The following is a 22,404-nucleotide window of genomic DNA, read 5'->3' as shown; positions in this document are numbered from 1 at the left end:
TAGATAGGGCAGAGGTGGAAGTGTGGCAACACATGGAGCTGACTGTTACTAATAGGTCGAGGGCTTGATTAAAAAAGCGGTTGAATCTGTATGAAGTTTTGAAAGTATATTATTTATGGCCTAGTGGCTCAGTTGGTTAGAGCGCCGCCCTGTCACGGCGGAGGTCACGGGTTCGAGTCCCGTCTGGGTCGTTTCAGTAATTGTTTTTACGATTACGATATGGGATCTTAGCTCAGCTGGGAGAGCATCTGCCTTACAAGCAGAGGGTCACAGGTTCGAGCCCTGTAGGTCCCATTTATTCATATGCCGATGTGGCTCAATTGGCAGAGCAGCTGATTTGTAATCAGCAGGTTATCGGTTCGAGTCCGATCATCGGCTTTTATACAATTTCATATTGTATATATGGGCAGATTCCCGAGTGGCCAAAGGGGACAGACTGTAAATCTGCTGCAAATTGCTTCGGTGGTTCGAATCCACCTCTGCCCATTGGAATTACTTTTTCAGTAATTGCATATAATAAAATATATTATCGCGGGATGGAGCAGTCTGGAAGCTCGCCGGGCTCATAACCCGGAGGTCATAGGTTCAAATCCTATTCCCGCAACTATGTGCCTAGTTAGCTCAGTTGGTAGAGCAGAGGACTGAAAATCCTCGTGTCTCTGGTTCGATTCCGGAACTAGGCACTTTTAATTGTATAGAGAACATATTGGTATAATTGGAAACGACACATGTGTGCATTACTCACTGATTAACGAACAACACGCGTGTGTTTTTCTATGCTCAAATTTATTTATATTAAAGGAGGGCAAAATTATGCCAAAGAAGAGTAGACTCGAAAATATTTTATTTACACTTGTTATGGCGTTTGTCATGGTGTATGCCATGGTATGCTATAACATCGCAATCGACAAAGGCGGAATGACAAACGAAGTTTTTCTGCTGGCGTTTCATGAAATACCGATTATGTGGCCGATCGCATGTATCCTGGAGTATTTTGTAGTGGAGAAACTGGCAACGATGCTGGCATTTCGTCTGGTAAATCCGAAAGAAGACAAGCCGGTCTTTGTGACACTTGCAATTTGTTCTATGATCGTATGTCTGATGTGTCCGGTAATGAGTCTGATTGCCACAGTTTTGTTTGCACATCCGGGAAATCAGGTGATCGCAGTGTGGCTGCAAAAATTTGCATTAAACTTCCCAATGGCATTATGCTGGCAGATCTTTTTTGGAGGAGTATTTGTAAGAAACTTATTTACATGGGTGAAAAAAGCGATTCATCATAAATAAAATCATCATGAATAAAAAGAGGGTGCGCATAATGCGCACCCTCTTTTTGGGGGTAGGAAAATAATGAAAAATGGTAAAACTGCTTCCGGCACAAAACCGGAAACAAGAATTACTGTGATTAAGTATTAGCCCATAACCACTTCGACAGAGACTTCTGTCTTGCCGGTTGGTAATGGAATCGTATTTCCGTCTACGGCAATGCCATCAACGGTCATGGAAGCAACACCCTTTTCTACGTGTTTTGGGTTACGGACGCTGATGTGATAGGTCACACCACGGAAGTCACGTTTTGCTTCGAAACCATCCAGAGTGGATGGAATACATGGATCGACGGTCAATCCGTCGTAATCCGGACGAATTCCGAGAATATACTGGGAAACGTCCAGGAATGTCCACGCTGCAGTACCGGTCAGCCAGCTGTTCTTGGCTTCTCCAAAGTTTGGAGCATCTTTTCCGGCAATCATCTGCGAATATACATAAGGTTCGGTACGGTGAATTTCGCTGATATCTTCGATATATGCAGGACAGGTTCTTGTATATACCTGCCATGCACGGTTTCCACGTCCGACAACGGTTTCTGCAATGGAAATCCAAGGATTGTTGTGGCAGAAGATACCGGCATTTTCTTTATATCCTGGTGGATAAGAGGAAATTTCACCAAGTTCTACATGGTATCTGTGATAAGGTGGCTGAAGAAGTACAATACCGTATTTGGTATCCAGATATTTTTCTACGGATTCCATGGCTTTCAGACAGTTTCCTTCTTTCAGACCGATCTCTGCCATAACGCAGAAGCCTTGTGGCTCGATAAAAATTTTACCGTCTTCACATTCTTTAGAACCAATCTTGTTTTTGTAATGATCGTATGCCCGCAGGAACCATTCTCCATCCCAGCCAGCATCAAGAACCGTCTTTTCCATTTCTGCGATAGCATTTTCTGCCAGTTTTGCTTCATCCTCAAGCCCTCTGTGACGGCAGATCTCTACATAATCTTTACCGTAACGGACAAACATACCGGCAATGAAAACAGACTCTGCATTTGGTCCTTCGGATGGGCCGAATGTCTGGAAGGATTCTCCCGGTTCTGTGGAGAAGCAGTTTAAGTTCAGGCAGTCATTCCAGTCTGCACGGCCGATCAGCGGAAGTTTATGCGGTCCGAGATGATCGATGGTGTAGTGGAAGGAACGGCGTAAATGCTCCATAAAATCAGTTGCCTTGGAAGGATCACTGTCATACGGCGTTTTTTCATCCAGGATGGTGTAATCCCCGGTTTCTTTGATGTATGCTGCGGTACCTGCAATCAGCCAGAGCGGATCATCGTTGAAACCGCTTCCGATATCAGAATTACCTTTCTTGGTCAGAGGCTGATACTGATGATATGCACTTCCGTCTTCAAACTGTGTTGCTGCAATATCCAGAATACGCTCTCTTGCGCGGTCCGGAATCAGATGTACGAAACCAAGCAGATCCTGACAGGAATCACGGAATCCCATGCCTCGTCCGATACCGGATTCGAAGTAGGAAGCAGAACGGCTCATATTAAATGTGACCATACACTGATACTGATGCCAGATATTTACCATACGATCCAGTTTTTCCTCGGAAGAGGATACCGTAAAGTGAGAAAGCAGTTCATCCCAGTATTTTTTCAGTTCAGCCAGTGCTGCTTCTGATTTTTCTTTGGTATCAAATTCTTTCATCAGAGCTTCCGCACGTGTGCGGTTAATCTTTCCATCTTCGGCACGTCCGATCCATTTTTCTTCAACAGGATTCTCTATGTATGCCAGAATAAATACGAAAGTTTTGGATTCGCCGGGAGCAAGAGACACTTTCAGATGATGGGAGCCTACCGGAGCCCATCCGCTGGCAATGGAGTTTTTGGACTGATCGGACACGACAACTTCAGGAGCAGAGTTTTCTCCGTATGCTCCAAGGAAGGAATCGCGGTCAGTATCAAATCCGTCTACCGGGGCATTCACTGCATACAGTGCATAGTGATTACGACGCTCACGGTATTCGGTCTTATGATAAATTGCAGATCCATGAACTTCTACTTCACCGGTAGAGAAATTACGCTGGAAGTTGGTCATGTCGTCCATTGCATTCCATAAACAGAATTCTACATAAGAAAAAACAGAAAAATCTTTCGTCTCTTTACTGTTATTGGTAAGAGTCAGCTGATTGATCTCACAGTTCTTTCCAACCGGAACAAATGCGGTCAGCTCTGCCTGCAGATCATTTTTACTGCTCCGGAAGGTGGAGTAGCCCATACCGTGATGACACTCATAAGCGTCCAGATCGGTCTTGGTTGGCATCCATCCGGGATTCCAGATGGTATCGCCCTCTTTAATATAGTAGTAGTGTCCATTGCTGTCGAAAGGAACATTGTTATAACGGTATCTCGTCAGACGAAGAAGCTTTGCATCTTTATAGAAGCTATAGCCACCGCAGGTATTGGAGATCAGAGAAAAGAAATTCTCAGAACCCAGATAGTTGATCCATGGGAGTGGTGTCTTAGGAGAGGTAATAACATATTCTTTGTTCGCATCATCGAAATATCCAAATTTCATGTGTGTATCCTCCATATAAAATTATTTACTTGTGACATAGTAGATGAAAGTGGAAAGAAGCATTTGGTGGAGTAATCAATCCATCGTGCTTGTTTTAAATGCCACTTATCTATGAGAGCGAAAACGTTTAAGTGCTCTCTTTTATAAATAGAGTATAGTCTCTGAAATTTAAAAAATCAACACAAAATGGCTTAAAACAGGCAAATACAGCAACTTGAACAAAAACGAAAACAAAAAATATAAGAAAGCAACAAATGCGTGCGCAACATTAAAAAACCAAAAAATTGCGTAAACGTATAAGAATAAAACAGCGTGCGCATGCACGGACACAAAATACACATACAATATGCACAAAACAGTCAAGAATAAAGTGTTTAAATTGACGAAATGACAAAAAAGTATTGCATTTACAGGCATATGGGCGTATATTAAAGCTACGAAAACGATTAAGAAAATTTCCCGAAACATTGGAGGAATGATATGGTATCTTTAAAAACAATTGCTGAACGATGTGGTGTTTCTACTGCGACCGTAAGCAAAGCACTGAATGATCATAAAGATATCAGCGAAGAGACAAAAAACCGGGTAAAGCAAACGGCGCAGACACTTGGATATTTTCCGAATGCAGCGGCCAGAGCACTTAAGACGAACCGTTCATATAATATCGGGGTACTCTTCGAGGAGGAAGCCGGAAGAGGCCTGACCCATGAATATTTCTCCGGTGTGCTGAACGGACTTAAGATTCAGGCAGAAAAGTTAGGATATGATATTACATTTATCAATACCTGCTTTGAAAACCGGAAGATGTCCTATTATGAACATTGCCGGTACCGGAATTTTGAGGGAGTCGTAATTGTATGTGCCAATTTTGACGACCCGGATGTGATCGAGCTGATGAACAGTGAAATACCTGTAGTTACGATTGATTATGTGCATCATAACTGCACCGCAGTTACTTCCAACAATATACAGGGTATGGAAGATTTAGTAAAGTACATATACAGTCAGGGACACAGAAAAATTGCATATATTCATGGACAGGAAGGGTCCAGTGTTACAAGGGACCGGCTGGCAAGCTTTTATCGGACGATTGATGAGCTTGGACTTGAAATTCCCGATACATACGTCCGGACAGCCGATTATCTGGAAACCAAAGGAGCAGCAAAACAGACAAGGGAACTGTTGAACTTAGAGGCTCCACCGACCTGCATCATTTATCCGGATGATACTTCTTTAATAGGAGGAAGAAATGTCATTATTGAAATGGGACTTCGCATCCCGAGAGACATTTCGGTAGCCGGATATGACGGTACGATGATTTCGCAGCTTTTATATCCAAAACTCACAACAATTCGTCAGAATACAGAAATAATTGGAAGTGAAGCAGCAACAAGGCTCATCGGAACCATTGAAAAACCGAGAACAACTCTCGTTGAGAGAGTCGTTATAGAAGGAAGTTTAGTTCCGGGACAATCCGTAGGTGCAATTCAGCCGAAGGAATAAACCGGAAGATTTCTTCAAAACAAACAGACCAGAAGGTCAACAATATTAAGGAGGGTTTTATATGAAAAAGAAAGTCGTAAGTGCACTGCTGTGCGCAACAATGGTAGCAACAATGTTTGCTGGCTGTGGAAGCAAAGAGAGTGATAACAATGCATCAACACCGGACACTTCAAAGGCAGATACCAGTTCTGAAGTATCCGAACCGGCAGAAGACACAGGAAAGGTTTTAAACATTTACTGCTGGAACGAGGAGTTCAAGAGCCGTATTACCGCTCACTATCCGGATTATAAGGAAGTAGACGCAACACATGGTAAAATCGGAGATGTAGATGTTGTCTGGAACATTACACCAAACGATGACAACGCATATCAGAACAATCTGGATGCAACATTGTTAAATCAGGCAGATGCTCCGGCAGATGACAAGATCGATCTGTTCCTTGTAGAAGCTGATTACGCACTGAAGTATGTAGATACGGACTACACAATGCCGATCAAGGATCTGGGAATTACCGATGATGATCTGTCTAAGCAGTATCAGTACACAAAAGATATCGTTACCGATTCCAACGGAGTTTTAAAAGGTCTTTCATGGCAGGGCTGTCCGGGTGTTCTTTTCTATAACAGAGATGCAGCAAAAGAAGTTCTTGGAACAGATGATCCGGATAAGGTTCAGGAAAGTGTAAAGGACTGGGATACATATAACGATACGGCAAAGAAAATGAAAGATGCCGGTTACAAGATGACCGCTTCTGCAAACGATACTTACCGTGTATACTCCAACAATGTAACATCCAAGTGGGTAGACGGAAACAAGATCAGCATTGATGACAATATTATGAAATGGGTAGATGATTCCAAGGCTCAGGTAGATGCAGGAGAGACAGGTACATGTGATCTCTGGTCAGATGACTGGTCAAAAGGCTTCTATCCACAGGGTAAAGTATTCTGCTACTTTGGACCTGCATGGTTAGTAAACTTCTCTATGGCAGCTGATACAGAAGGATCTATCGGTTACAACGGTGGATGGGGCGCAGCTCAGGGACCGCAGGGATTCTTCTGGGGTGGTACATGGATTTGTGCAGCTCAGGGAACGGACAATGCTAACCTTGTAAAAGACATTATGTTAAAGATGACAACCGATGACGATATTATGAAAGATATCGTAGTTGATGATGATGATTTCGTAAACAACAGCACGGTTATGAACGGAATGGCAGATGGATCAATTAAGGTAAAAGACAATAAAGAATACAGCAGCAAGATTCTTGGTGGTCAGAATCCTCTTCCAATGTACTGTGCAGGTGTTGAGACACTTGATTTAAGCAACCTTTCTTCTTACGATCAGGGATGTAACGAGGAATTCCAGAACGCTATGAAGAACTACTTCGAAGGAAAAGCAACAAAGGATGAGGCACTTGATCTCTTCTACAAGGCTGTAACTGAGAAGTACCCAGAACTGACATACTAAAGTAGGTGATAAGGCTTGCGCCTTACCAGAAGGAGCAAGCCTTACCACAGGGACCGTGCCTGCCATACAGGAATGGAGGCACGGTCATTTTAACAAAAACTATGTGTAACAAAAACTATATTCATCATAACATACCAGTTGGGAGGTAGGTCTTATGAAAAGTAATAGTGGAGGAAAAGCGGTCAGATATAATAAATGGGGCTACATATTTCTGATTCCATTTATCGTTGTATTTGTAATATTTCAGCTGGTACCGTTAGTAAACACCATTTATAACAGTTTTTTTGAAAATTACATGTCTGGTCTGACACAGGTTGGACCGAGATTTGTTGGATTAGATAACTATAAGGCTTTGTTCAGCAGTGGAGATATCTGGACGTATTTTAAGAACACGATGGTTCTCTGGATCATGTGCTTCATACCACAGATTTTCCTCTCCCTTTTATTAGGTGCATGGTTTTCCGATGTCCGTCTGAAATTAAAAGGGTCCAGATTCTTCAAAACGGTTATTTATCTGCCGAACCTGATTATGGCATCTGCATTTTCCATGTTGTTCTTCACTCTCTTTTCAGATGGAGGACCAATCAACTCTTTACTGATGCAGATCGGATTTATCTCAGAACCTTATAAATTTTTATCACACGCAGGAAGTGCCAGAGGCCTGATCGCCATGATGAACTGCCTGATGTGGTTTGGTAATACGACCATTCTTCTGATGGCCGGAATGATGGGAATTGATACTTCTCTGTTTGAGGCAGCCGAGGTGGATGGAGCTACTTCCACACAGGTATTTTTCAAGATAACACTTCCACTGCTTCGCCCGATTCTGGTGTATGTAATTATCACATCCCTGATCGGTGGTCTGCAGCTGTTCGATGTACCACAGATTTTGACAAACGGAACCGGTGATCCGATGAGATCTACCATGACCTTGATCATGTATCTGAATAAGCATCTGTTCAGTAAGAACTATGGTATGGCAGGAGCACTGTCCGTTGTACTGTTCATTCTTACCACAGTCTTAAGCCTGATCGTATTTAAGGTTACCGGCAATGACAAGAGAAAGGGGTAATTGATATGGCAAAGACAAATAAAAATGACATCCAGAAGGGTGTAGGACTTCATGCACGGCGCGTCATCGCCTATGTAGTATTGATTATTATCTCATTTTTCTGTCTGTTCTGGTTTTACATTATGTTTATCAATGCAACCAGATCAAACGGACAGTTACAATCCGGATTTACCGCGATTCCAAGTACGAACCTGTTAAAAAACTGGAACAATCTGGTGCACGGAACGCTTCCAATCTGGTATGGAATGTTCAACAGTCTGATCATCGCTGCCTGCTCAGCAGTGCTTTGTACATATTTCTCAACCATGACCGCATATGCGATCCATGCGTATGAGTTTAGGATGAAACGGTTTATTTATCCATTTATTCTGATGATCATGATGATTCCGACACAGGTTACCGCACTTGGATTTATCAAGCTGGTAACAAAGATGGGACTGATGGATTCCTTTATTCCACTCATTGTTCCAACGATTGCTTCTCCGGTTGTATTCTTCTACATGAAGCAGTACATGGAGAGTGCACTTCCGTTATCTTTGATTGAGGCAGCGCGGATTGATGGTTCCGGTGAGTTCCGTACCTTCAACAGTATCGTACTTCCGCTTATGAAACCGGCGATTGCCGTACAGGCAATTTTCACATTCGTCAGCAGCTGGAACAATTACTTCACACCGGCACTGATTCTGCATGATGATAAAAAGAAAACACTTCCAATTCTGATTGCACAGCTTCGTGCAGCAGACTGGTTGAAGTTTGATATGGGCCAGGTATATGTGATGATTACATTCTCGATCCTGCCGGTTATCGTTGTATATCTGATTCTTTCCAAGCATATCGTTCAGGGTATTGCACTGGGAAGTGTCAAGGGATAATGTGAAATATAACGTTAAAAACTGCAGTTGATGCTGTACTACAAAAAGGAGTTGCCTTTTGCGGGGCAACTCCTTTTTTAGTGAAGAATGATTGATATTCGGTGTCGGGACGTCAGATGGACAAATGATAGATCTGCATCCAGGTGTTGATCTGGATAAAGTAAGCAATGAGCTGCGGACCTGCCATCAACTGGCCGAACCATGGTTTGCCGAGTTCCTTTGGTGCGGCAAGGAAAGCTTCTGTTTTGGAACGGTCCAGAAGCGGCAGTACCGGAGAATTCGGATCGTTCAGAATTTCCCGCATGCGCCTGATCAGCATCTGTTCGTAGGCCGGATGGTATGTCTTTGGATACGGGCTTTTTTTGCGCCAGAGCAGTTCCCGTGGCAGCAGATCGGCACAGGCATCCCGCAACAGGGATTTTTCGACTCCATTCCGATATTTCATCTGCCACGGCACATTGAAAACATATTCCATGATCCGGTGATCGGCAAATGGGACACGGGCTTCCAGGGAAGAGTACATGCTGGTGCGATCCATGCGGTCGAGCAGGGTCTGCATGAACCATTTGATATTCAGATAGCCAATGTCACGACGGCGGGCTTCCTCAGGGGATTCGCCATCCAGATGCGGAACGTGGGAGAGTGTTTCCTCATAGCGTGCATGAGAATATTCTGCCAGATCCAGCGTGCGAAGCACGTCATCGGAAAGAATGGAGGTACGTGCAGCAGGATCGGCAGACCACGGAAAACCATCCCGGTTCATAAGTTCCGGTCGGTAAAACCATGGATAGCCGCCGAAAATTTCATCGGCACATTCTCCGGTGAGAGTTACTTTATTATGTTTGGCGACTTCGGAACAAAAATACAAAAGAGAGGCGTCCACATCGGTCATTCCGGGAAGGTCTTTGGCGGTGACCGCATCGGACAGGGCGGCAAAGAGAGCCTCCTGGCTGCACTCTAAATAGGTGTGGGATGTTTTACAATATTGCAGCATCCGGTTGACGTAAGGAAGATCCCGTTCCGGCTGAAAGGCATTGGACTTAAAATATTTCTCGTTTTCAGAGAAGTCAAAAGAAAACGTGTTTAAAATTTTTCCTTCTTTTTGCATATGGCGGGCGGCTAATGCAGTGACAATCGAAGAATCAATGCCGCCGGAGAGAAAGGTGCATACCGGAACATCGGACACCATCTGTCGTTCTACAGTGTCACGCACGAGAAAAGAAACGGTCTGTACGGTTTGGGCATAGGAATCTTTATGTTCCCGGCAGGGCAGATCCCAGTAGAGAATGTCGTGCTGTCCGTCCGGACAGAATATATGATAATGTCCCGGCATAACTTCCTTTACGCCTGTGAATACGCCGTTTCCGTAGGTGCGTGCCGGACCGACCGCCAGAATTTCCTGCAGACTGTTTTTGTCAATGGATGGAGTGACATCCGGATGACAAAATAATGCTTTGGGTTCCGATCCGAAAACAAAGGAGCTTCCGGTCTGGGTATAAAACAAAGGCTTTGTGCCGGCACGGTCACGGTAGAGAAGCAGTTCTCTGGTGGTATCGTCCCAGATTGCAAATGCGAAAATTCCATTTAATTTTTCAACAAAATTTTTTCCAAAATGCATATAAGCGCACAGAATGATTTCCGTGTCGGATGTTGTGGTAAAGCGATATCCGGCTGCCTGCAGTTCGGGCAGCAGTTCCCGGTGATTATAAATTTCTCCATTGTAAACAATGGAACAGGTTTTCCCGTGGAAAGTACGTGTCATAGGCTGGATACCGCTTTTAAGATCGCGGATGGAAAGGCGTGCATGTGACAGCCCCACATGTGGCTGTAGATCAATCATCGCCTGATCCGGACCGCGGTGTTTTAAAGTTTCGTGCATTTGTACAAGGATCGTTTCCCAGAAGGTTTTTTTGTCATAGTAGTTTAATGAAAAATCGCAAAAGCCTGAAATTCCACACATAATTTGTCTCCTTACCGTTGGGCTGCGGCTCTAAAAGCAGCCATCTTGGTTTTAGTCTATGCAGAAATTTCTATACAAATGCAAAAAAGAGGGGTATGATGAGTACAAAATACAAGAAAAAGAGGAAGAATTATGTTGAAACTGGAACAGGGAAGACCCGCGGATACGTCAGGAAGACTGGAAAAGGAGATCCGTGTGTATGATTTTTTAGATAAACTTGGCGTTATATATGACAGGGTGGATCATGAAGCTCTGATGACGATGGAAGCATGTGAGGAGGCAGACCGCGTGCTGGAAGCTACCATATGCAAGAATCTGTTTTTGTGTACGGCAAATAAAAAAGAATTTTATCTTCTGATGATTGTGGGAGATAAACGTCTCGTGACAAAGGATGTGTCAAAAAAGCTTGGTACAAGCCGGCTTTCATTTGCCAATGAATCGTATATGGAAGAATACCTCGATATCACACCGGGATCGGTCAGCGTGCTGGGGCTTATGAATGATGTGGAAAATCATGTGCAGCTGGTCATTGATGAAGATGTTTTAAAGGGAGAATATGTGGGATGCCATCCGTGTATTAATACGTCCAGCCTGCGTGTGCGCACTGCAGATCTGATGGAAAAAATCATTCCTGCAATGCATCACGAGGCGAAGATCATTCGGATTTAGCCGGCTTCTTTTTGCGCTGGCGCAGTTCCCGGAAAAAAGCAGAAAGCATGGAAGAACAGGTCTCTTCAAGAACACCTCTGGTAATTTCCACCTGATGGTTAAATTGCTGCATTTGCAGAAGATTCAGGACAGATCCTGCACATCCGGCTTTGGGATTCATGGAACCGATGATTACCCGCCGCATACGGGATTGTACAATTGCACCGGCACACATCTGGCATGGCTCCAGCGTAACGTAGAGGTCACAGTCCTCAAGCCGCCAGTCACCTGTTTTTTTACTTGCTTTGCGGATGGCAGACAGTTCTGCATGGGCAAGCGTATTTTTATCGATGTTGCGCCGGTTATATCCTCTTGCGATGATTTTACCGTTTTGGACAATCACACATCCAATCGGGACTTCATCGATCGCATAGGCTTTTTTCGCCTGTTTTAAGGCTTCTTTCATAAATTTTTCATCATCAGTCATAGACATTCTTCCTTGAAATCGTTATGATAATTATGGGGATAAGTAACCTTTTAATTACAGTATAATACTATACCATAGAAATCATATGGAAGGAAGAAGTATGTTATTTGCATATGAGACAGAACGTCTTCTTTTAAAAATAATAAAGCCGGATCAGGCAGATGCGGTACTGGATTTTTATATGCGGGATAAAGAACTGTTTGAAAAATTTGAGCCGGATCGGATGCCGAATTTTTATACCCGCCAGTTCCAGAGACAGATGCTCCTGTTTGAGTATAACATGGCAGTACAGGGAACACTGTTCCGGTTTTATGTATATGAGAAAGAGCATCCGGAGCGTATCATAGGGACGATATGTGTACATCATATTACACGTGGATTTTCTGAACAGTGTGAGGTTGGATATAAGTTTTCCAGCGCATATCATCATCGCGGATACGCAACGGAATCACTGCGTTTTATTATGGATCTGGTGTTCCGGGATTTAAAACTTCACCGTGCCATGGCATGGGCACTTCCGGATAATACGGCAAGTATCCGGCTGCTTGAACGGGTGGGGTTCGTGTACGAAGGCATCTGCCATGATTATATGATGCTCAATCAAAAGTGGCGGGATCATGCGCAGTTTTGCATGATTAATCCTGATTAAGCGGACACATCCAGTATCCGAAAACTCCGGTCATGTCTTTGGAGTCTGAGGATACTGCGGCTGCTGCCTCAAATTCCGGGAAACCAAAGAGCATTGCCATCATACGTTCCGGTTGCTCATAGATTCCCGGAATTCCAAGAAACTGTCGTTTTTCTCCATTCATTTCCAGCGTTTTCAACATGAGATAGTGATAATTGAAAAAACCGTGCAGAAGAAAACGGTTGTTGCACAGATTCCAGTTGCTTTTTGGTAGCTTTCGGATATCCTGAATTTCTACTTTCTGATAAGAGGTTTGTGGCTGCCGGGCTGCTTCTGGTTGAGGGATTGTTTTCGGCTGTTGGATCGTTTCCGGTTGAGGAGTAGTTTCGGGCTGCCGGATGGATTCCGGTTCTGGTATGTCTTGCGGCTGTCGGACGGGTTCCGGTTCTGGCATGGCTTGCGGCTGACGGAATCGCTCTGGTTCGGTTGTAGATTGCGTCTGTATGACCGGCTCTGTCTGTGCCTGAGCGGCAGGCGGTACCGCTTCTTTTTCCTGAAAGATTAAAAATTCTCCCCGGAGTGCCTCCGGAACCGGAGTGGAAGAAAGGCATCCGGTCAGAAACCTTCCGTTGCCACAGGCAATGGTCAGGGTTTGTGCCTGATGCACGTCAAAACCACTGTTTCCGATCCGATTATTTTCACAGGTAAAGCTGCAGGATCCCATACCCTGCGTGAGCAATAATTCGGTAACAGGTATAGCCTGCAGACCATTTTCATATACTGTCAGATAGACCGGACATTTTCCCTTGAAACGGTCAAACCCCCGGATCTGAAGTTCCATACGGCAGCTGTTTTCGCGCAGATCGGTGCGGATGAACCCGGTATTTCGTCCGCGGTTTCCCTGTTCATATTCATAAATATAAGTAATAAATCGTCTCAATTGAAGAATTCTCCTGTTTTGTATTTGATGTCTTGTATAGTTTATGAGCCGGGGAAAAAAATATGTCGTTTATTTTGAAAAAAAGGATTGACATTTTGGTACTAAAGTATTATTATAATGTCAGTAACAGTTCCTGTTATTGTTTTGAACTAATGGAGAAATGAGGGAGAGTATTATGATAAAACGAAGTCGTCAGCGGGAGGCGATCCGGCAGTGCCTGACAGGCCGCTATGATCATCCGACTGCGGAAACGGTTTATATGAGTATCAAAGACGAATTTCCAAATATCAGTCTCGGAACTGTTTACCGGAATCTTTCTCTTTTGTCTGATCTGGGGGAGATTCAAAAAATTACTGTCAGTGGAGGCCCGGACAGATTTGACGGAAACCCGGCACCGCATTACCACTTTTCTTGCAGAGAGTGTGGATGTGTGATGGATCTGGACATGCCTTCCCAGGAACAGTTAAATCAGATTGCAGCGGAGCAGTTTGATGGAACAATTGAAAACCATTCCATTTTGTTTTCCGGATTATGCCCGGACTGCAAAAAGAAAAACACCCATTAATTAAATTTATAATAAGGAGGACATTTAAAATGGCAAAGTTTGTATGTACCGTATGTGGTTATGTTTATGAAGGTGAGGCTGCACCGGCAGAGTGCCCGATCTGCCATGCACCGGCAGAGAAGTTCGTAAAGCAGGAGGGTGAAATGACCTGGGCTTCCGAACATGTAGTTGGTGTTGCAAAAGGCGTGAGTGAAGACATTCTTGCAGATCTTCGCGCAAATTTCGAGGGAGAGTGCTCTGAAGTTGGTATGTATCTGGCTATGGCAAGAGTTGCCCACCGTGAGGGATATCCGGAGATCGGAATGTATTATGAAAAAGCTGCTTATGAAGAGGCAGAGCACGCTGCAAAATTTGCAGAGCTTCTTGGTGAAGTAGTAACAGATTCTACAAAGAAGAACCTCGAAATGAGAGTAGAAGCTGAGAATGGAGCGACTGCAGGAAAGACAGATCTTGCAAAGAGAGCAAAGGCAGCAAACCTTGATGCAATCCATGATACCGTTCATGAGATGGCTCGTGACGAGGCTAGACACGGAAAAGCATTTGCCGGTCTGTTAAAGAGATATTTTGGTTAATCCTTAAAACGCATAAAATAAGCATTTCAGAGGATAGATGGTTGTTTAACTGTCTATCCTTTTTTTCTGCAGCAAATCATCTGTTTTCCATGTCCGTTCGGAGGGAAAACTATTGACAGCAAAAGTCGCATGATTATAGAATATAGAAAAGTGTTACTGAAAACAGTGACAAAAAAGAGCAAGGTGGGAGGTTGCAGTTGTGAAGAGATATATAAAGAGATGGATCAGTTTTATACTTTTTATGTGCGTTTTTGTCTGGTATCCCTCAGAGGGAGTGGTTATGGCGGCAGACAGCGATCAGAAAAACATACAAATCGTTGGTACCGCGTCGATGAATACATATGATGTGGCACTCCGTGTTGGAAAAACAAAGCAGCTTGTGTGTAATGGAACGACCGGAAAGATGGTGTGGAAGTCATCCAATCCGAAGGTCGCAACAGTAGATAAAAAAGGTCTGGTAAAAGCAATCAAACCGGGAAAAGCAATGATTTCGGTTTCCGGTGGAAATCTGATCGGTTCTATGACCTGCAAGGTCGGTGTGAGTAAAAAAATTACCACAAAACAGGCCAGACGTAAAATTATGGCTATGAAAAAGACTTACAAAGAGGGTCTGTCCTGGACAAACGAAAACCGGCAGTATTTCTGGGAAGCCACGAACTGTCAGTGTTATGGATGTATTGCCCTGTGTGGAGAAATCAGTGATAAAGTGTTTGGCAAATATGCACCGGTGACAAAACACAGCAATTTCAGCAGGATCAAGGCAGGCGATCATATCCGCATCGGAAACGAACATTCCGTTACGGTTCTCCAGAAGAACGGAAATACGCTTACGGTCGTGGAAGGAAACTATAATGCCACCGTTCACTGGGGAAGAAAAATAACAAAAAAGGAGCTGCAGGAAAGTGGTTTCTATGTGGAAACAAGATATTGACAGAATGCTTTTCTGTATTTGGAAGGGGATACTCCAAACTGTTTTTTAAATGCCTTGCTCAGATGAAATTATACATGCTGCTTTCCGGTTTGACAATGGATTTTTTGACATAAAATATATACTATAAGTATATAACAAAGAAGATAAATTGGGTAGTGATTTCTTGATTATACATTAGGAGGAATGCATATGGAAAAAGAAAAATTTTCATATCCTGTTTCATTGCGCAGGATGCAGATTACAGATAAATTCTGGAAAAATGAGATGGAACTGGTGCGTACGGAGGTGATCCCTTATCAGTGGAATGCGTTGAATGATAAAGTAGAAGGCGCAGCACCAAGTTATTGTATGCATAATTTTAAAGTGGCAGCAGAAATGAACCGGCAAAAGAGAAAACAGGGAGCTGCATATAAAGAACCTTCGTATACATACCGTGGATTTGAGATGTTACCGGAAGATCCCGAAAATCTCAAGGATGAGTTTTATGGATATGTATTTCAGGATACGGATTTCTCCAAGTGGGTGGAAGCGGTCGGATATTCGCTGACGCAGCATCCCGATCCGGATCTGGAAAAGGTTGCAGATGCTGCAATTGATATTGTCTGTGCGGCACAGCAGGAAGACGGATATCTGGACACATATTATATTATCAATGGAAAAGATGGTATTTTTACCAACTTACGCGACCATCATGAATTGTACTGTATGGGGCATCTGATCGAAGGTGCTGTGGCATATTATGAGGCAACGGGAAAAGATAAACTGCTTCATGCGGCGGAACGATTCGCGGATTATGCTACAGATTATTTCGGACCGGAGGAAGGAAAATGCAAGGGATATCCGGGACATGAAATTGCAGAAATGGCACTCGTCCGTCTTTATGAAGTTACAGGAGAACAAAAGTATCTGGATTTAAGCCGCTTTTTTATTGATGAAAGAGGCACAAAACCATATTACTTTGATAAAGAACATCCGGAAACCGTAAAGAAAGGGCATGAGAATGAATTGCGGTATAGCTATCATCAGGCACATCTGCCGGTACGGCAGCAGGATGAGGCGTTTGGTCACGCAGTCCGTGCCGTGTACCTGTATTCCGGTATGGCAGATATTGCACGTATTACAAAGGACGAAGAACTGTATCAGGCATGTGTACGTCTGTGGAATAATGTGACGAAAAAGAAAATGTATATTACAGGGGGCATCGGTGCAACACATTTGGGAGAAGCCTTTTCTTTTCCGTATGATCTTCCGAATGATACGGCATACGCAGAGACCTGTGCATCGATCGGACTGATGTTCTGGGCGCGGCGTATGCTGGAAATTGTTCCGGATGCAAAATATGCAGATATTATGGAGCGGGCATTGTATAATGGCGTATTAAGCGGAATGGCTTTGGACGGAAAAAGCTTTTTCTATGTGAATCCGCTGGAGGTGCTGCCGGAGGCGTGCCACAAAGATGAACGGAAATTTCATGTCAAACCGGTACGGCAGAAATGGTTCGGATGTGCATGCTGCCCGCCAAATCTTGCGCGCCTGATCAGTTCCATTGGATCTTATGCATTTACAGAAAATGAGGATACGCTGTTTGTGCATTTGTATATGGGAAGCAATGTGGAAAAAACGGTGAATGGGAAAACGGTAAACGTGCAGATGGAATCAGATATGCCATGGGAAGGAAACATAAAGATCCGTGTGCAGGCTGAAAATGCAAAAATGACGCTGGCACTCCGGATACCGGGATGGTGTAAAAATTATAAAATTTCCGGAATAGAGGATGCCGCACAGGAAGAAAAAGATGGATACCTGTATTTGAAAAAAGTGTGGAACAGGGAAGAAACCTTCTGTATTGATTTTCCAATGGAGGTACAGATGTTTGCCGCATCGGAGCGTGTCCGCGAGGATATTGGCAAGGCAGCGATTATGCGCGGCCCTGTGGTTTACTGCCTTGAAGAGAAAGACAATGGAAAGAACCTGCATGAACTGTTGGTCGATACAGATATGCATGCATCGGTGTCGGAGGGAAAAATCTGCGATACCGTAGTAAAAATGGTAGAAACAGACGGGTGGCGGCTGACAGAGAGTGGGGATGCAGAGGAGACTCTCTATCACATGTATCAAAAGCCGCAGAAGCAAAAGGTACGTTTGCATTATATTCCGTATTACACATGGGCAAACCGCGGAGAAAACGAAATGCAGGTATGGACACGCGTGCAGAACCCTTAAGGGTTCTGCAACTGATTGCGGTATTGCGTTGGCGTGACATGGTAATAGGTCCGGAATGCTTTGCTGAAATAGTGGTTATCGGCATAGCCTAAACGTTCCGCAATATCCATGATTTTTATATCAGGCTGCCCTAAGAGCTCTTTGGCACGTTCCATAGTCTATGATTATTTTTCTCTGCCGGTATTTGTGCGTGAAAATACGGTACTTGCCATGGGCGAAAATGATCAGCTGCCGGATTATGAATATGCAGAGAATGTAGTACTGCATCTGTTTGAAATCAAAGATGGTGCAGAGATTACCACAGAAGTTACCGATGTGTCCGGAAAGACCGTGCTTGTTGCAAATACAAAGAGAGAGGGCAATACGGTTTCTGTAACCGTGGACCATCCGCAATACCATCCGTCGGTTATGGTGCATGGTATGACGGGGGTTGCAATTCAGACAGAGCTTGAAGTAAATTATACAGACAAAGGAGTTATTTAATTATATGGAACATGCATATTGGAAGCAGATGATAGAAATAGAAGAAAATGGGATTTTTCTGGTTTTTGGAATTACACGGAATGATCAGATCAAATTTTTACACTTTTCTTCCGTTCCACAGGCAGAGGATATGTCCGTACAGGAATGCAGGCAGGAGGATGAATGCCGGATGATGGATGAAGGATTTCCTCTGGTGCAGCTGGAACTGGCTGGCTATGATCGGCCATATGAGCGGCATGGAAATAAATATGTGGTGACTTCTCCCGGATGTTATCTGAAATATGAAAATATGCAGGATACAAAGAATGAATCCGGGAGAATGCTTCAGATCCGGCAGAAAGATCCTCTTACCGGAGTCTGTGTACAGACCGACATACAGTTTTATGACGGAGTGCCGGTGGCAAGATTTGTCAACCATGTAACGAATGAGGGAGAGGAGGAACAGGTGCTGACGTACCTGTCCTCCTTTACCTGCTCTGGAATTAAAAGAGATGGAAACTTTTTGTATATTCCGCATAATGGGTGGCAGAAAGAGCTGAACTGGCGCAGATATTCGTTTGAAGAGCTTGGATTTCCGGTGACACAGACGAAAAGTATCCGGAGAAGTTCCAAAACAATAGAAGTTTACAATACCGGGAACTGGTCCACAAAAGAGTATCTGCCGATGGGGTTTCTGAGCCATCCGCAGAGTGGCGCGGGGCTGATCTGGCAGATTGAAAACAATGGTTCCTGGCATTATGAGATCGCAGACCAGAATGATCATTATGTTTTGAATGTCAGCGGGCCAAACGAGATACAGTCACATTTCAGTAAGGTGCTGCGCCCGGGAGAGACATTTGAAAGTGTGCCGGCAGCAGTGGGTGCAGTGCGGGCAGATATATCAGATGCATTTTCTGCAATAACGGAATACCGGCGAAGAATCCGCAGAAAAAACCGTGACAATGATACACTCCCGGTAATTTTTAATGATTATATGAATTGTCTGTGGGCAGATCCAACGACGGAAAAAGAATTACCGCTGATTGATGCTGCAGCAAAGGCCGGATGTGAATATTTTGTTATTGATGCCGGATGGTACGCAAAGGGAATCTGGTGGGACAGCGCGAAAATTGTTCCAGTGGAGGCTTGCGCATGGACTATGCCCTGTTGTCCCGGTTAAGTATCCAGTCTACCAGTGATCAGGAAGAATATGATATATTCGGTGGAAGAGGCACAGCATGTGCGCATCAATCAGGATCATACAATCACGGTGGAATATGAGCAGCCGGTCATGGCGCGTGTTTTTGAAGTTACTATTTGACTTTTTTCTTTGAAACCAATATATTGACAGAGTAAGTATGATTAGAATCATAACAGACTGAGTGAGGAAGAAATGTACAGAGCAGGAATTGATCTTGGTGGAACCAATATAAAAGCAGGGATTGTTGACGAACAACAGCATATAATTGCAGAAGCATCTGTGCCGACGAATGTAGAGAGACCGTATCAGGACATCATAAGGGATATGGCAGAACTGGTAAAAACGCTTTTGAAGCAGAAAGGTATCGGGGAAACACAGCTGAAGAGTATAGGAATCGGAAGCCCGGGAACGATTGATGCAGTACATGGAGTTGTGTTGTATTCCAATAATTTCGGGTGGGAAAATGTTCCGCTCACAGAACAGTTAAGACAGTACTTTTCCTGCCCGATTGCAGTTTCCAATGATGCAAACTGTGCGGCTTTGGGTGAAGTAAAAGCCGGCGCGGCGCGGCATGCAAAAAATGCCATTCTGCTGACCCTTGGAACCGGTGTGGGCGGTGGAATTATTCTCGATGGAAAGGTGTTTGAGGGCGCACATGCAGGAGGTGCCGAACTCGGACACACAAGTCTGATATGTGGCGGTGAGCCGTGCACATGCGGACGGAAAGGCTGCGTGGAGGCATATGTATCGGCGACAGCGCTGATCCGCGATGCAAAAAGAGCCGCGCAGCAGTACCCGGAATCCAGCCTGAATGCGATGTGTGAGGGAGACCTTTCGCACATGAATGGAAAAATTCCGTTTGATGCCGCACAGGATGGGGATACAGCAGCAGAAAAAGTAGTAAATGATTATATTTGCTATCTTGGAGAAACCATTACAAATTTTGTCAATATTTTCCGGCCGGATATTGTTTTGTTATCGGGAGGAATCTGCAATCAGGGGAAAAAACTGACAGAGCCTCTTGAAACATACATTCAGGATAAATGCTTTGGTGGCAGCAAGGCGTTTATTCCGAAAGTTGCATGTGCGGTTCTTGGAAATAAGGCGGGAATCATCGGTGCGGCAAATCTGATAAGCGGTAAGGAACGATAAGGAGAATGAGTCATTATGGAAGAAATTTTTGAACAGTTTAAAGATAAGGATGCATTTGATGCCTACTGGAAAGAACATTATGTTCCGCTTACTTATGAGGATGTAAGGGAAGCATACGAGGATTTTGTAAAATCTGCGGATAAGCATATTTTTCTGTCGGATTATGAGGAATCCGGTAATGTCAGCCGGGAGGATTTTATGGACAATCTTTCACAGGCGGCGCAGTTCGCGTTTCAGGATGGATTGACGGAAGCGTTTTATGAGAAGAATCCGCAGGTTTATGAGAATGCATTTGCATTATTTGAGGCGGCACAGATGGAAGGCGGGGATGCGAATATTGCGGCAGCTTTTCATGAAGAGTATCAGCGTTTGTACCATGATTTTTTGTTGGAACTGTTTGATGCACAATATGCGGAATAGACCGGGGAAATATAGGAAATAAAAGAAGGAGGCGCATAATGCGGCCTCCTTTTAAAATTTCATAAATGTGCAGGTTGTATTCTTAAAAACAGAATAAAGGAGCACTTGTTATGAGAATTGCGCTATGCGCAAAACAAGTGCGTAGGTTATATTCTTGAAAAACAAAATACAACAAGAACCGAGTATCCCGCTTCGAATCAGAAACAATAGACGTTACCTTTGCAGTTAACTCCCCCCAGGCACCCTCACGTCACATGAGAGCTTTCGCTTAGGGCTGCTGTATTCCTACCCTGACCCGGTTCACGAATTCCCATTGCGCAAGACCCAGACGTCAACGCCACTTGCGAAGGGCAGCTCCACCGCCCTGACCCTCTGCGGGATATCACCCCAACTATAGCGGATTGTTGGTACAAGGTACCGCTACCACCCCGGCTACTCGGAGATTTAAGTATAATTCATATCAGAGGCTCTTGTCAAGCAAAACTGCCCGCATCTGTAAATTTAAAAAAAAGCTAAAGTATCTGCCAAACGAACCGATAAACAATGTATAGAGATGCAAGAACAGATGCATTTCGGAAGCTTATTTCAAGGAAGAAAGGAGATGCTGAGCATGCGTATAGATGCATATAACCAGGTAGCACAGTTATACGGTATACAAAAGAATTTAAAGACACAGAAGGCGCAGAATGCAGCAGGTCCGAGAGATCAGGTGTCCATTTCACAGGCCGGACGTGATTATCAGGTCGCAAAAAGTGCAGTATCAGAAGCTTCGGATATCAGGGAAGATAAGGTAAGCCAGCTCAAATCAATGATTGATGCGGGAACATATTCCGTTGAGCCTGGCGATTTTGCCAGCAAATTACTTGAAAAGTATAATGCCTGATGAGAAAGGCAGACGAGAGAGGTTTTTGAAGTGGCTAGTTTAGTAGAAGAGCTTGTAACAGTACTGGAAGAAGAAGAAAAGATTTACCAGACATTGATTTCTTATGGAGAAAAAAAGACAGACATCCTGATTCGGGCAGATGTTCCGGAACTGGAAAAACTGACATGTCTGGAACAGCTGGCAAGTGATGATCTGGTGACACACAGCAACCAGCAGGTACAGCTCTTAAAGGATATTGCCAATGTACTCGGACGTACAGAAGAAAAGATGACAGTTACCAGACTGATCACTTTGCTGGAGTCGCAGCCGGATGTACAGAAAAAACTGACCGAAGCGAGAGACCGTCTGCTTGCGGCAGCAGATCGGATGAATCATCTGAATGATCAGAACGTGGCTCTGATTAAACAGGCCATAGAGTTAAACGAATTCGACCTTACGTTGTTCAAGAGTTTGCGGCAGGCCCCTGAGACCGCCAATTATGACAAAACTGCCTGCAATACAGGAAGCTTGCTGGGCAGCAGCGGATTTGACGCAATGAGTTAAGGAGGAACAAAAGA

Annotated in this window: 22 protein-coding genes, 6 tRNA genes, 1 other RNA gene and 1 pseudogene; 23 read left to right on the top strand and 7 right to left on the bottom strand. The window is 44.1% G+C overall.

The genetic code is table 11. The features are described 5' to 3' along the window. The first annotated feature begins 117 nt into the window (after window positions 1-117). The 7 genes from M72_RS05410 (at window position 118) to M72_RS05380 (ending at window position 1,287) form a co-directional block, all read left to right on the top strand. A tRNA-Asp gene (locus tag M72_RS05410) sits at window positions 118-191 on the top strand. A 30-nt stretch (window positions 192-221) separates the two neighbouring features. After that, window positions 222-294: transfer RNA gene (locus M72_RS05405), tRNA-Val, on the top strand. An 11-nt stretch (window positions 295-305) separates the two neighbouring features. Continuing rightward, window positions 306-378, top strand: a tRNA-Thr gene (locus M72_RS05400). 26 nt (window positions 379-404) lie between these two features. Next, window positions 405-486: transfer RNA gene (locus M72_RS05395), tRNA-Tyr, on the top strand. Between the two features lie 44 nt (window positions 487-530). After that, window positions 531-604 (top strand) — tRNA-Met (locus M72_RS05390). Between the two features lie 6 nt (window positions 605-610). Further along, window positions 611-683, top strand: a tRNA-Phe gene (locus M72_RS05385). A 130-nt stretch (window positions 684-813) separates the two neighbouring features. After that, complete coding sequence (locus M72_RS05380; RefSeq protein ID WP_055067468.1) at window positions 814-1,287, top strand: DUF2798 domain-containing protein; 474 nt, start codon at window positions 814-816, stop codon at window positions 1,285-1,287. Window positions 1,288-1,412: 125 nt separating this feature from the next. Here the strand turns inward: M72_RS05380 and M72_RS05375 are convergent, their stop codons facing one another. Then, a complete protein-coding gene (locus tag M72_RS05375) occupies window positions 1,413-3,857 on the bottom strand; it encodes a glycoside hydrolase family 94 protein (RefSeq protein WP_055067467.1) in 2,445 nt (814 codons plus the stop codon). A gap of 480 nt (window positions 3,858-4,337) precedes the next feature. Here M72_RS05375 and M72_RS05370 point away from each other — a divergent pair, with 480 nt between their 5' ends. The 4 genes from M72_RS05370 (at window position 4,338) to M72_RS05355 (ending at window position 8,775) form a co-directional block, all read left to right on the top strand. Next, window positions 4,338-5,360 carry a LacI family DNA-binding transcriptional regulator gene (locus M72_RS05370; protein WP_055067466.1) on the top strand — a complete coding sequence of 341 codons (1,023 nt, stop codon included), beginning with the start codon at window positions 4,338-4,340 and terminating at the stop codon, window positions 5,358-5,360. A gap of 61 nt (window positions 5,361-5,421) precedes the next feature. Further along, entirely contained in the window at window positions 5,422-6,831 is a 1,410-nt protein-coding gene (locus M72_RS05365; RefSeq protein WP_055067465.1) for a type 2 periplasmic-binding domain-containing protein, read from the top strand. Between the two features lie 154 nt (window positions 6,832-6,985). After that, window positions 6,986-7,903: a carbohydrate ABC transporter permease gene (locus M72_RS05360; RefSeq protein WP_055067464.1), complete on the top strand. Its 918-nt coding sequence runs from the start codon at window positions 6,986-6,988 to the stop codon at window positions 7,901-7,903. 5 nt (window positions 7,904-7,908) lie between these two features. Further along, a complete protein-coding gene (locus M72_RS05355; RefSeq protein WP_055067463.1) occupies window positions 7,909-8,775 on the top strand; it encodes a carbohydrate ABC transporter permease in 867 nt (288 codons plus the stop codon). Between the two features lie 112 nt (window positions 8,776-8,887). Here M72_RS05355 and asnB read toward each other — a convergent pair whose 3' ends face one another. Continuing rightward, on the bottom strand, window positions 8,888-10,735 hold the full coding sequence (gene asnB / locus M72_RS05350; RefSeq protein ID WP_055067462.1) for an asparagine synthase (glutamine-hydrolyzing): 1,848 nt from the start codon (window positions 10,733-10,735) through the stop codon (window positions 8,888-8,890). A gap of 135 nt (window positions 10,736-10,870) precedes the next feature. On the opposite strand from asnB, the gene M72_RS05345 reads away from it, so the two are divergent. Continuing rightward, window positions 10,871-11,404 carry a prolyl-tRNA synthetase associated domain-containing protein gene (locus tag M72_RS05345; RefSeq protein ID WP_055067471.1) on the top strand — a complete coding sequence of 178 codons (534 nt, stop codon included), beginning with the start codon at window positions 10,871-10,873 and terminating at the stop codon, window positions 11,402-11,404. Here the strand turns inward: M72_RS05345 and tadA are convergent. After that, window positions 11,391-11,870, bottom strand: coding sequence for a tRNA adenosine(34) deaminase TadA (tadA, locus tag M72_RS05340; RefSeq protein ID WP_022045226.1), 480 nt, complete (start codon window positions 11,868-11,870; stop codon window positions 11,391-11,393). The two genes, M72_RS05345 and tadA, sit on opposite strands and share 14 nt — an antisense overlap. Window positions 11,871-11,955: 85 nt before the next feature. Here tadA and M72_RS05335 point away from each other — a divergent pair, with 85 nt between their 5' ends. Next, window positions 11,956-12,519, top strand: coding sequence for a GNAT family N-acetyltransferase (locus M72_RS05335; protein ID WP_242853355.1), 564 nt, complete (start codon window positions 11,956-11,958; stop codon window positions 12,517-12,519). On the opposite strand, the gene M72_RS05330 is transcribed toward M72_RS05335, so the two are convergent. After that, complete coding sequence (locus M72_RS05330; protein ID WP_055067461.1) at window positions 12,506-13,438, bottom strand: DUF6128 domain-containing protein; 933 nt, start codon at window positions 13,436-13,438, stop codon at window positions 12,506-12,508. The two genes, M72_RS05335 and M72_RS05330, sit on opposite strands and share 14 nt — an antisense overlap. A 175-nt stretch (window positions 13,439-13,613) precedes the next feature. Between M72_RS05330 and M72_RS05325 the strand changes: the two genes are divergently transcribed. The 3 genes from M72_RS05325 (at window position 13,614) to M72_RS05315 (ending at window position 15,506) form a co-directional block, all read left to right on the top strand. Then, window positions 13,614-14,003 (top strand): Fur family transcriptional regulator, encoded by a 390-nt coding sequence (locus M72_RS05325; RefSeq protein ID WP_022045229.1) that lies wholly within the window; start codon window positions 13,614-13,616, stop codon window positions 14,001-14,003. Window positions 14,004-14,032: 29 nt separating this feature from the next. Further along, entirely contained in the window at window positions 14,033-14,575 is a 543-nt protein-coding gene (locus M72_RS05320) for an NADH peroxidase (RefSeq protein ID WP_022045230.1), read from the top strand. 199 nt (window positions 14,576-14,774) lie between these two features. Beyond that, entirely contained in the window at window positions 14,775-15,506 is a 732-nt protein-coding gene (locus tag M72_RS05315) for an Ig-like domain-containing protein (protein WP_082413794.1), read from the top strand. Here M72_RS05315 and M72_RS18210 read toward each other — a convergent pair. Continuing rightward, a pseudogene (locus M72_RS18210) lies at window positions 15,485-15,571 on the bottom strand (hypothetical protein); the annotation flags it as partial. The gene M72_RS05315 and the pseudogene M72_RS18210 sit on opposite strands and share 22 nt — an antisense overlap. Window positions 15,572-15,695: 124 nt before the next feature. On the opposite strand from M72_RS18210, the gene M72_RS05310 reads away from it, so the two are divergent. Next, window positions 15,696-17,729, top strand: coding sequence for a glycoside hydrolase family 127 protein (locus tag M72_RS05310; protein ID WP_141652699.1), 2,034 nt, complete (start codon window positions 15,696-15,698; stop codon window positions 17,727-17,729). Here the strand turns inward: M72_RS05310 and M72_RS16285 are convergent. Then, window positions 17,726-17,884, bottom strand: coding sequence for a helix-turn-helix domain-containing protein (locus M72_RS16285; RefSeq protein WP_082413793.1), 159 nt, complete (start codon window positions 17,882-17,884; stop codon window positions 17,726-17,728). The two genes, M72_RS05310 and M72_RS16285, sit on opposite strands and share 4 nt — an antisense overlap. Between M72_RS16285 and M72_RS05305 the strand changes: the two genes are divergently transcribed. From M72_RS05305 to M72_RS05290, 4 genes are all read left to right on the top strand, one after another. Beyond that, window positions 17,871-18,212, top strand: coding sequence for a hypothetical protein (locus M72_RS05305; protein ID WP_055067458.1), 342 nt, complete (start codon window positions 17,871-17,873; stop codon window positions 18,210-18,212). The genes M72_RS16285 and M72_RS05305 overlap by 14 nt on opposite strands. 4 nt (window positions 18,213-18,216) lie before the next feature. After that, on the top strand, window positions 18,217-19,371 hold the full coding sequence (locus M72_RS05300; protein WP_055067457.1) for an alpha-galactosidase: 1,155 nt from the start codon (window positions 18,217-18,219) through the stop codon (window positions 19,369-19,371). A 213-nt stretch (window positions 19,372-19,584) separates the two neighbouring features. Beyond that, window positions 19,585-20,544: an ROK family protein gene (locus M72_RS05295; protein ID WP_055067456.1), complete on the top strand. Its 960-nt coding sequence runs from the start codon at window positions 19,585-19,587 to the stop codon at window positions 20,542-20,544. Window positions 20,545-20,559: 15 nt separating this feature from the next. Continuing rightward, window positions 20,560-20,964 (top strand): hypothetical protein, encoded by a 405-nt coding sequence (locus M72_RS05290; RefSeq protein WP_055067455.1) that lies wholly within the window; start codon window positions 20,560-20,562, stop codon window positions 20,962-20,964. A 178-nt stretch (window positions 20,965-21,142) separates the two neighbouring features. Here the strand turns inward: M72_RS05290 and ffs are convergent. Beyond that, window positions 21,143-21,404: signal recognition particle sRNA large type (gene ffs, locus M72_RS16280), an RNA gene on the bottom strand. 170 nt (window positions 21,405-21,574) lie between these two features. Here ffs and flgM point away from each other — a divergent pair. Together flgM and M72_RS05280 are read left to right on the top strand one after the other, a co-directional pair. Further along, the gene (gene flgM / locus M72_RS05285; protein WP_022045237.1) at window positions 21,575-21,847 is read left to right on the top strand and encodes a flagellar biosynthesis anti-sigma factor FlgM; all 273 of its coding nucleotides are present in this window, start codon (window positions 21,575-21,577) and stop codon (window positions 21,845-21,847) included. 30 nt (window positions 21,848-21,877) lie between these two features. Further along, a complete protein-coding gene (locus M72_RS05280) occupies window positions 21,878-22,390 on the top strand; it encodes a flagellar protein FlgN (protein WP_022045238.1) in 513 nt (170 codons plus the stop codon). The last annotated feature ends 14 nt before the right edge of the window (window positions 22,391-22,404 follow it).

This window comes from Roseburia faecis, from assembly GCF_001406815.1.
Lineage (GTDB): Bacteria > Bacillota > Clostridia > Lachnospirales > Lachnospiraceae > Roseburia > Roseburia faecis.
The sequence above is the reverse complement of the archived record's forward strand: the minus strand, read 5'-3'. Positions and strand labels throughout refer to the sequence as shown.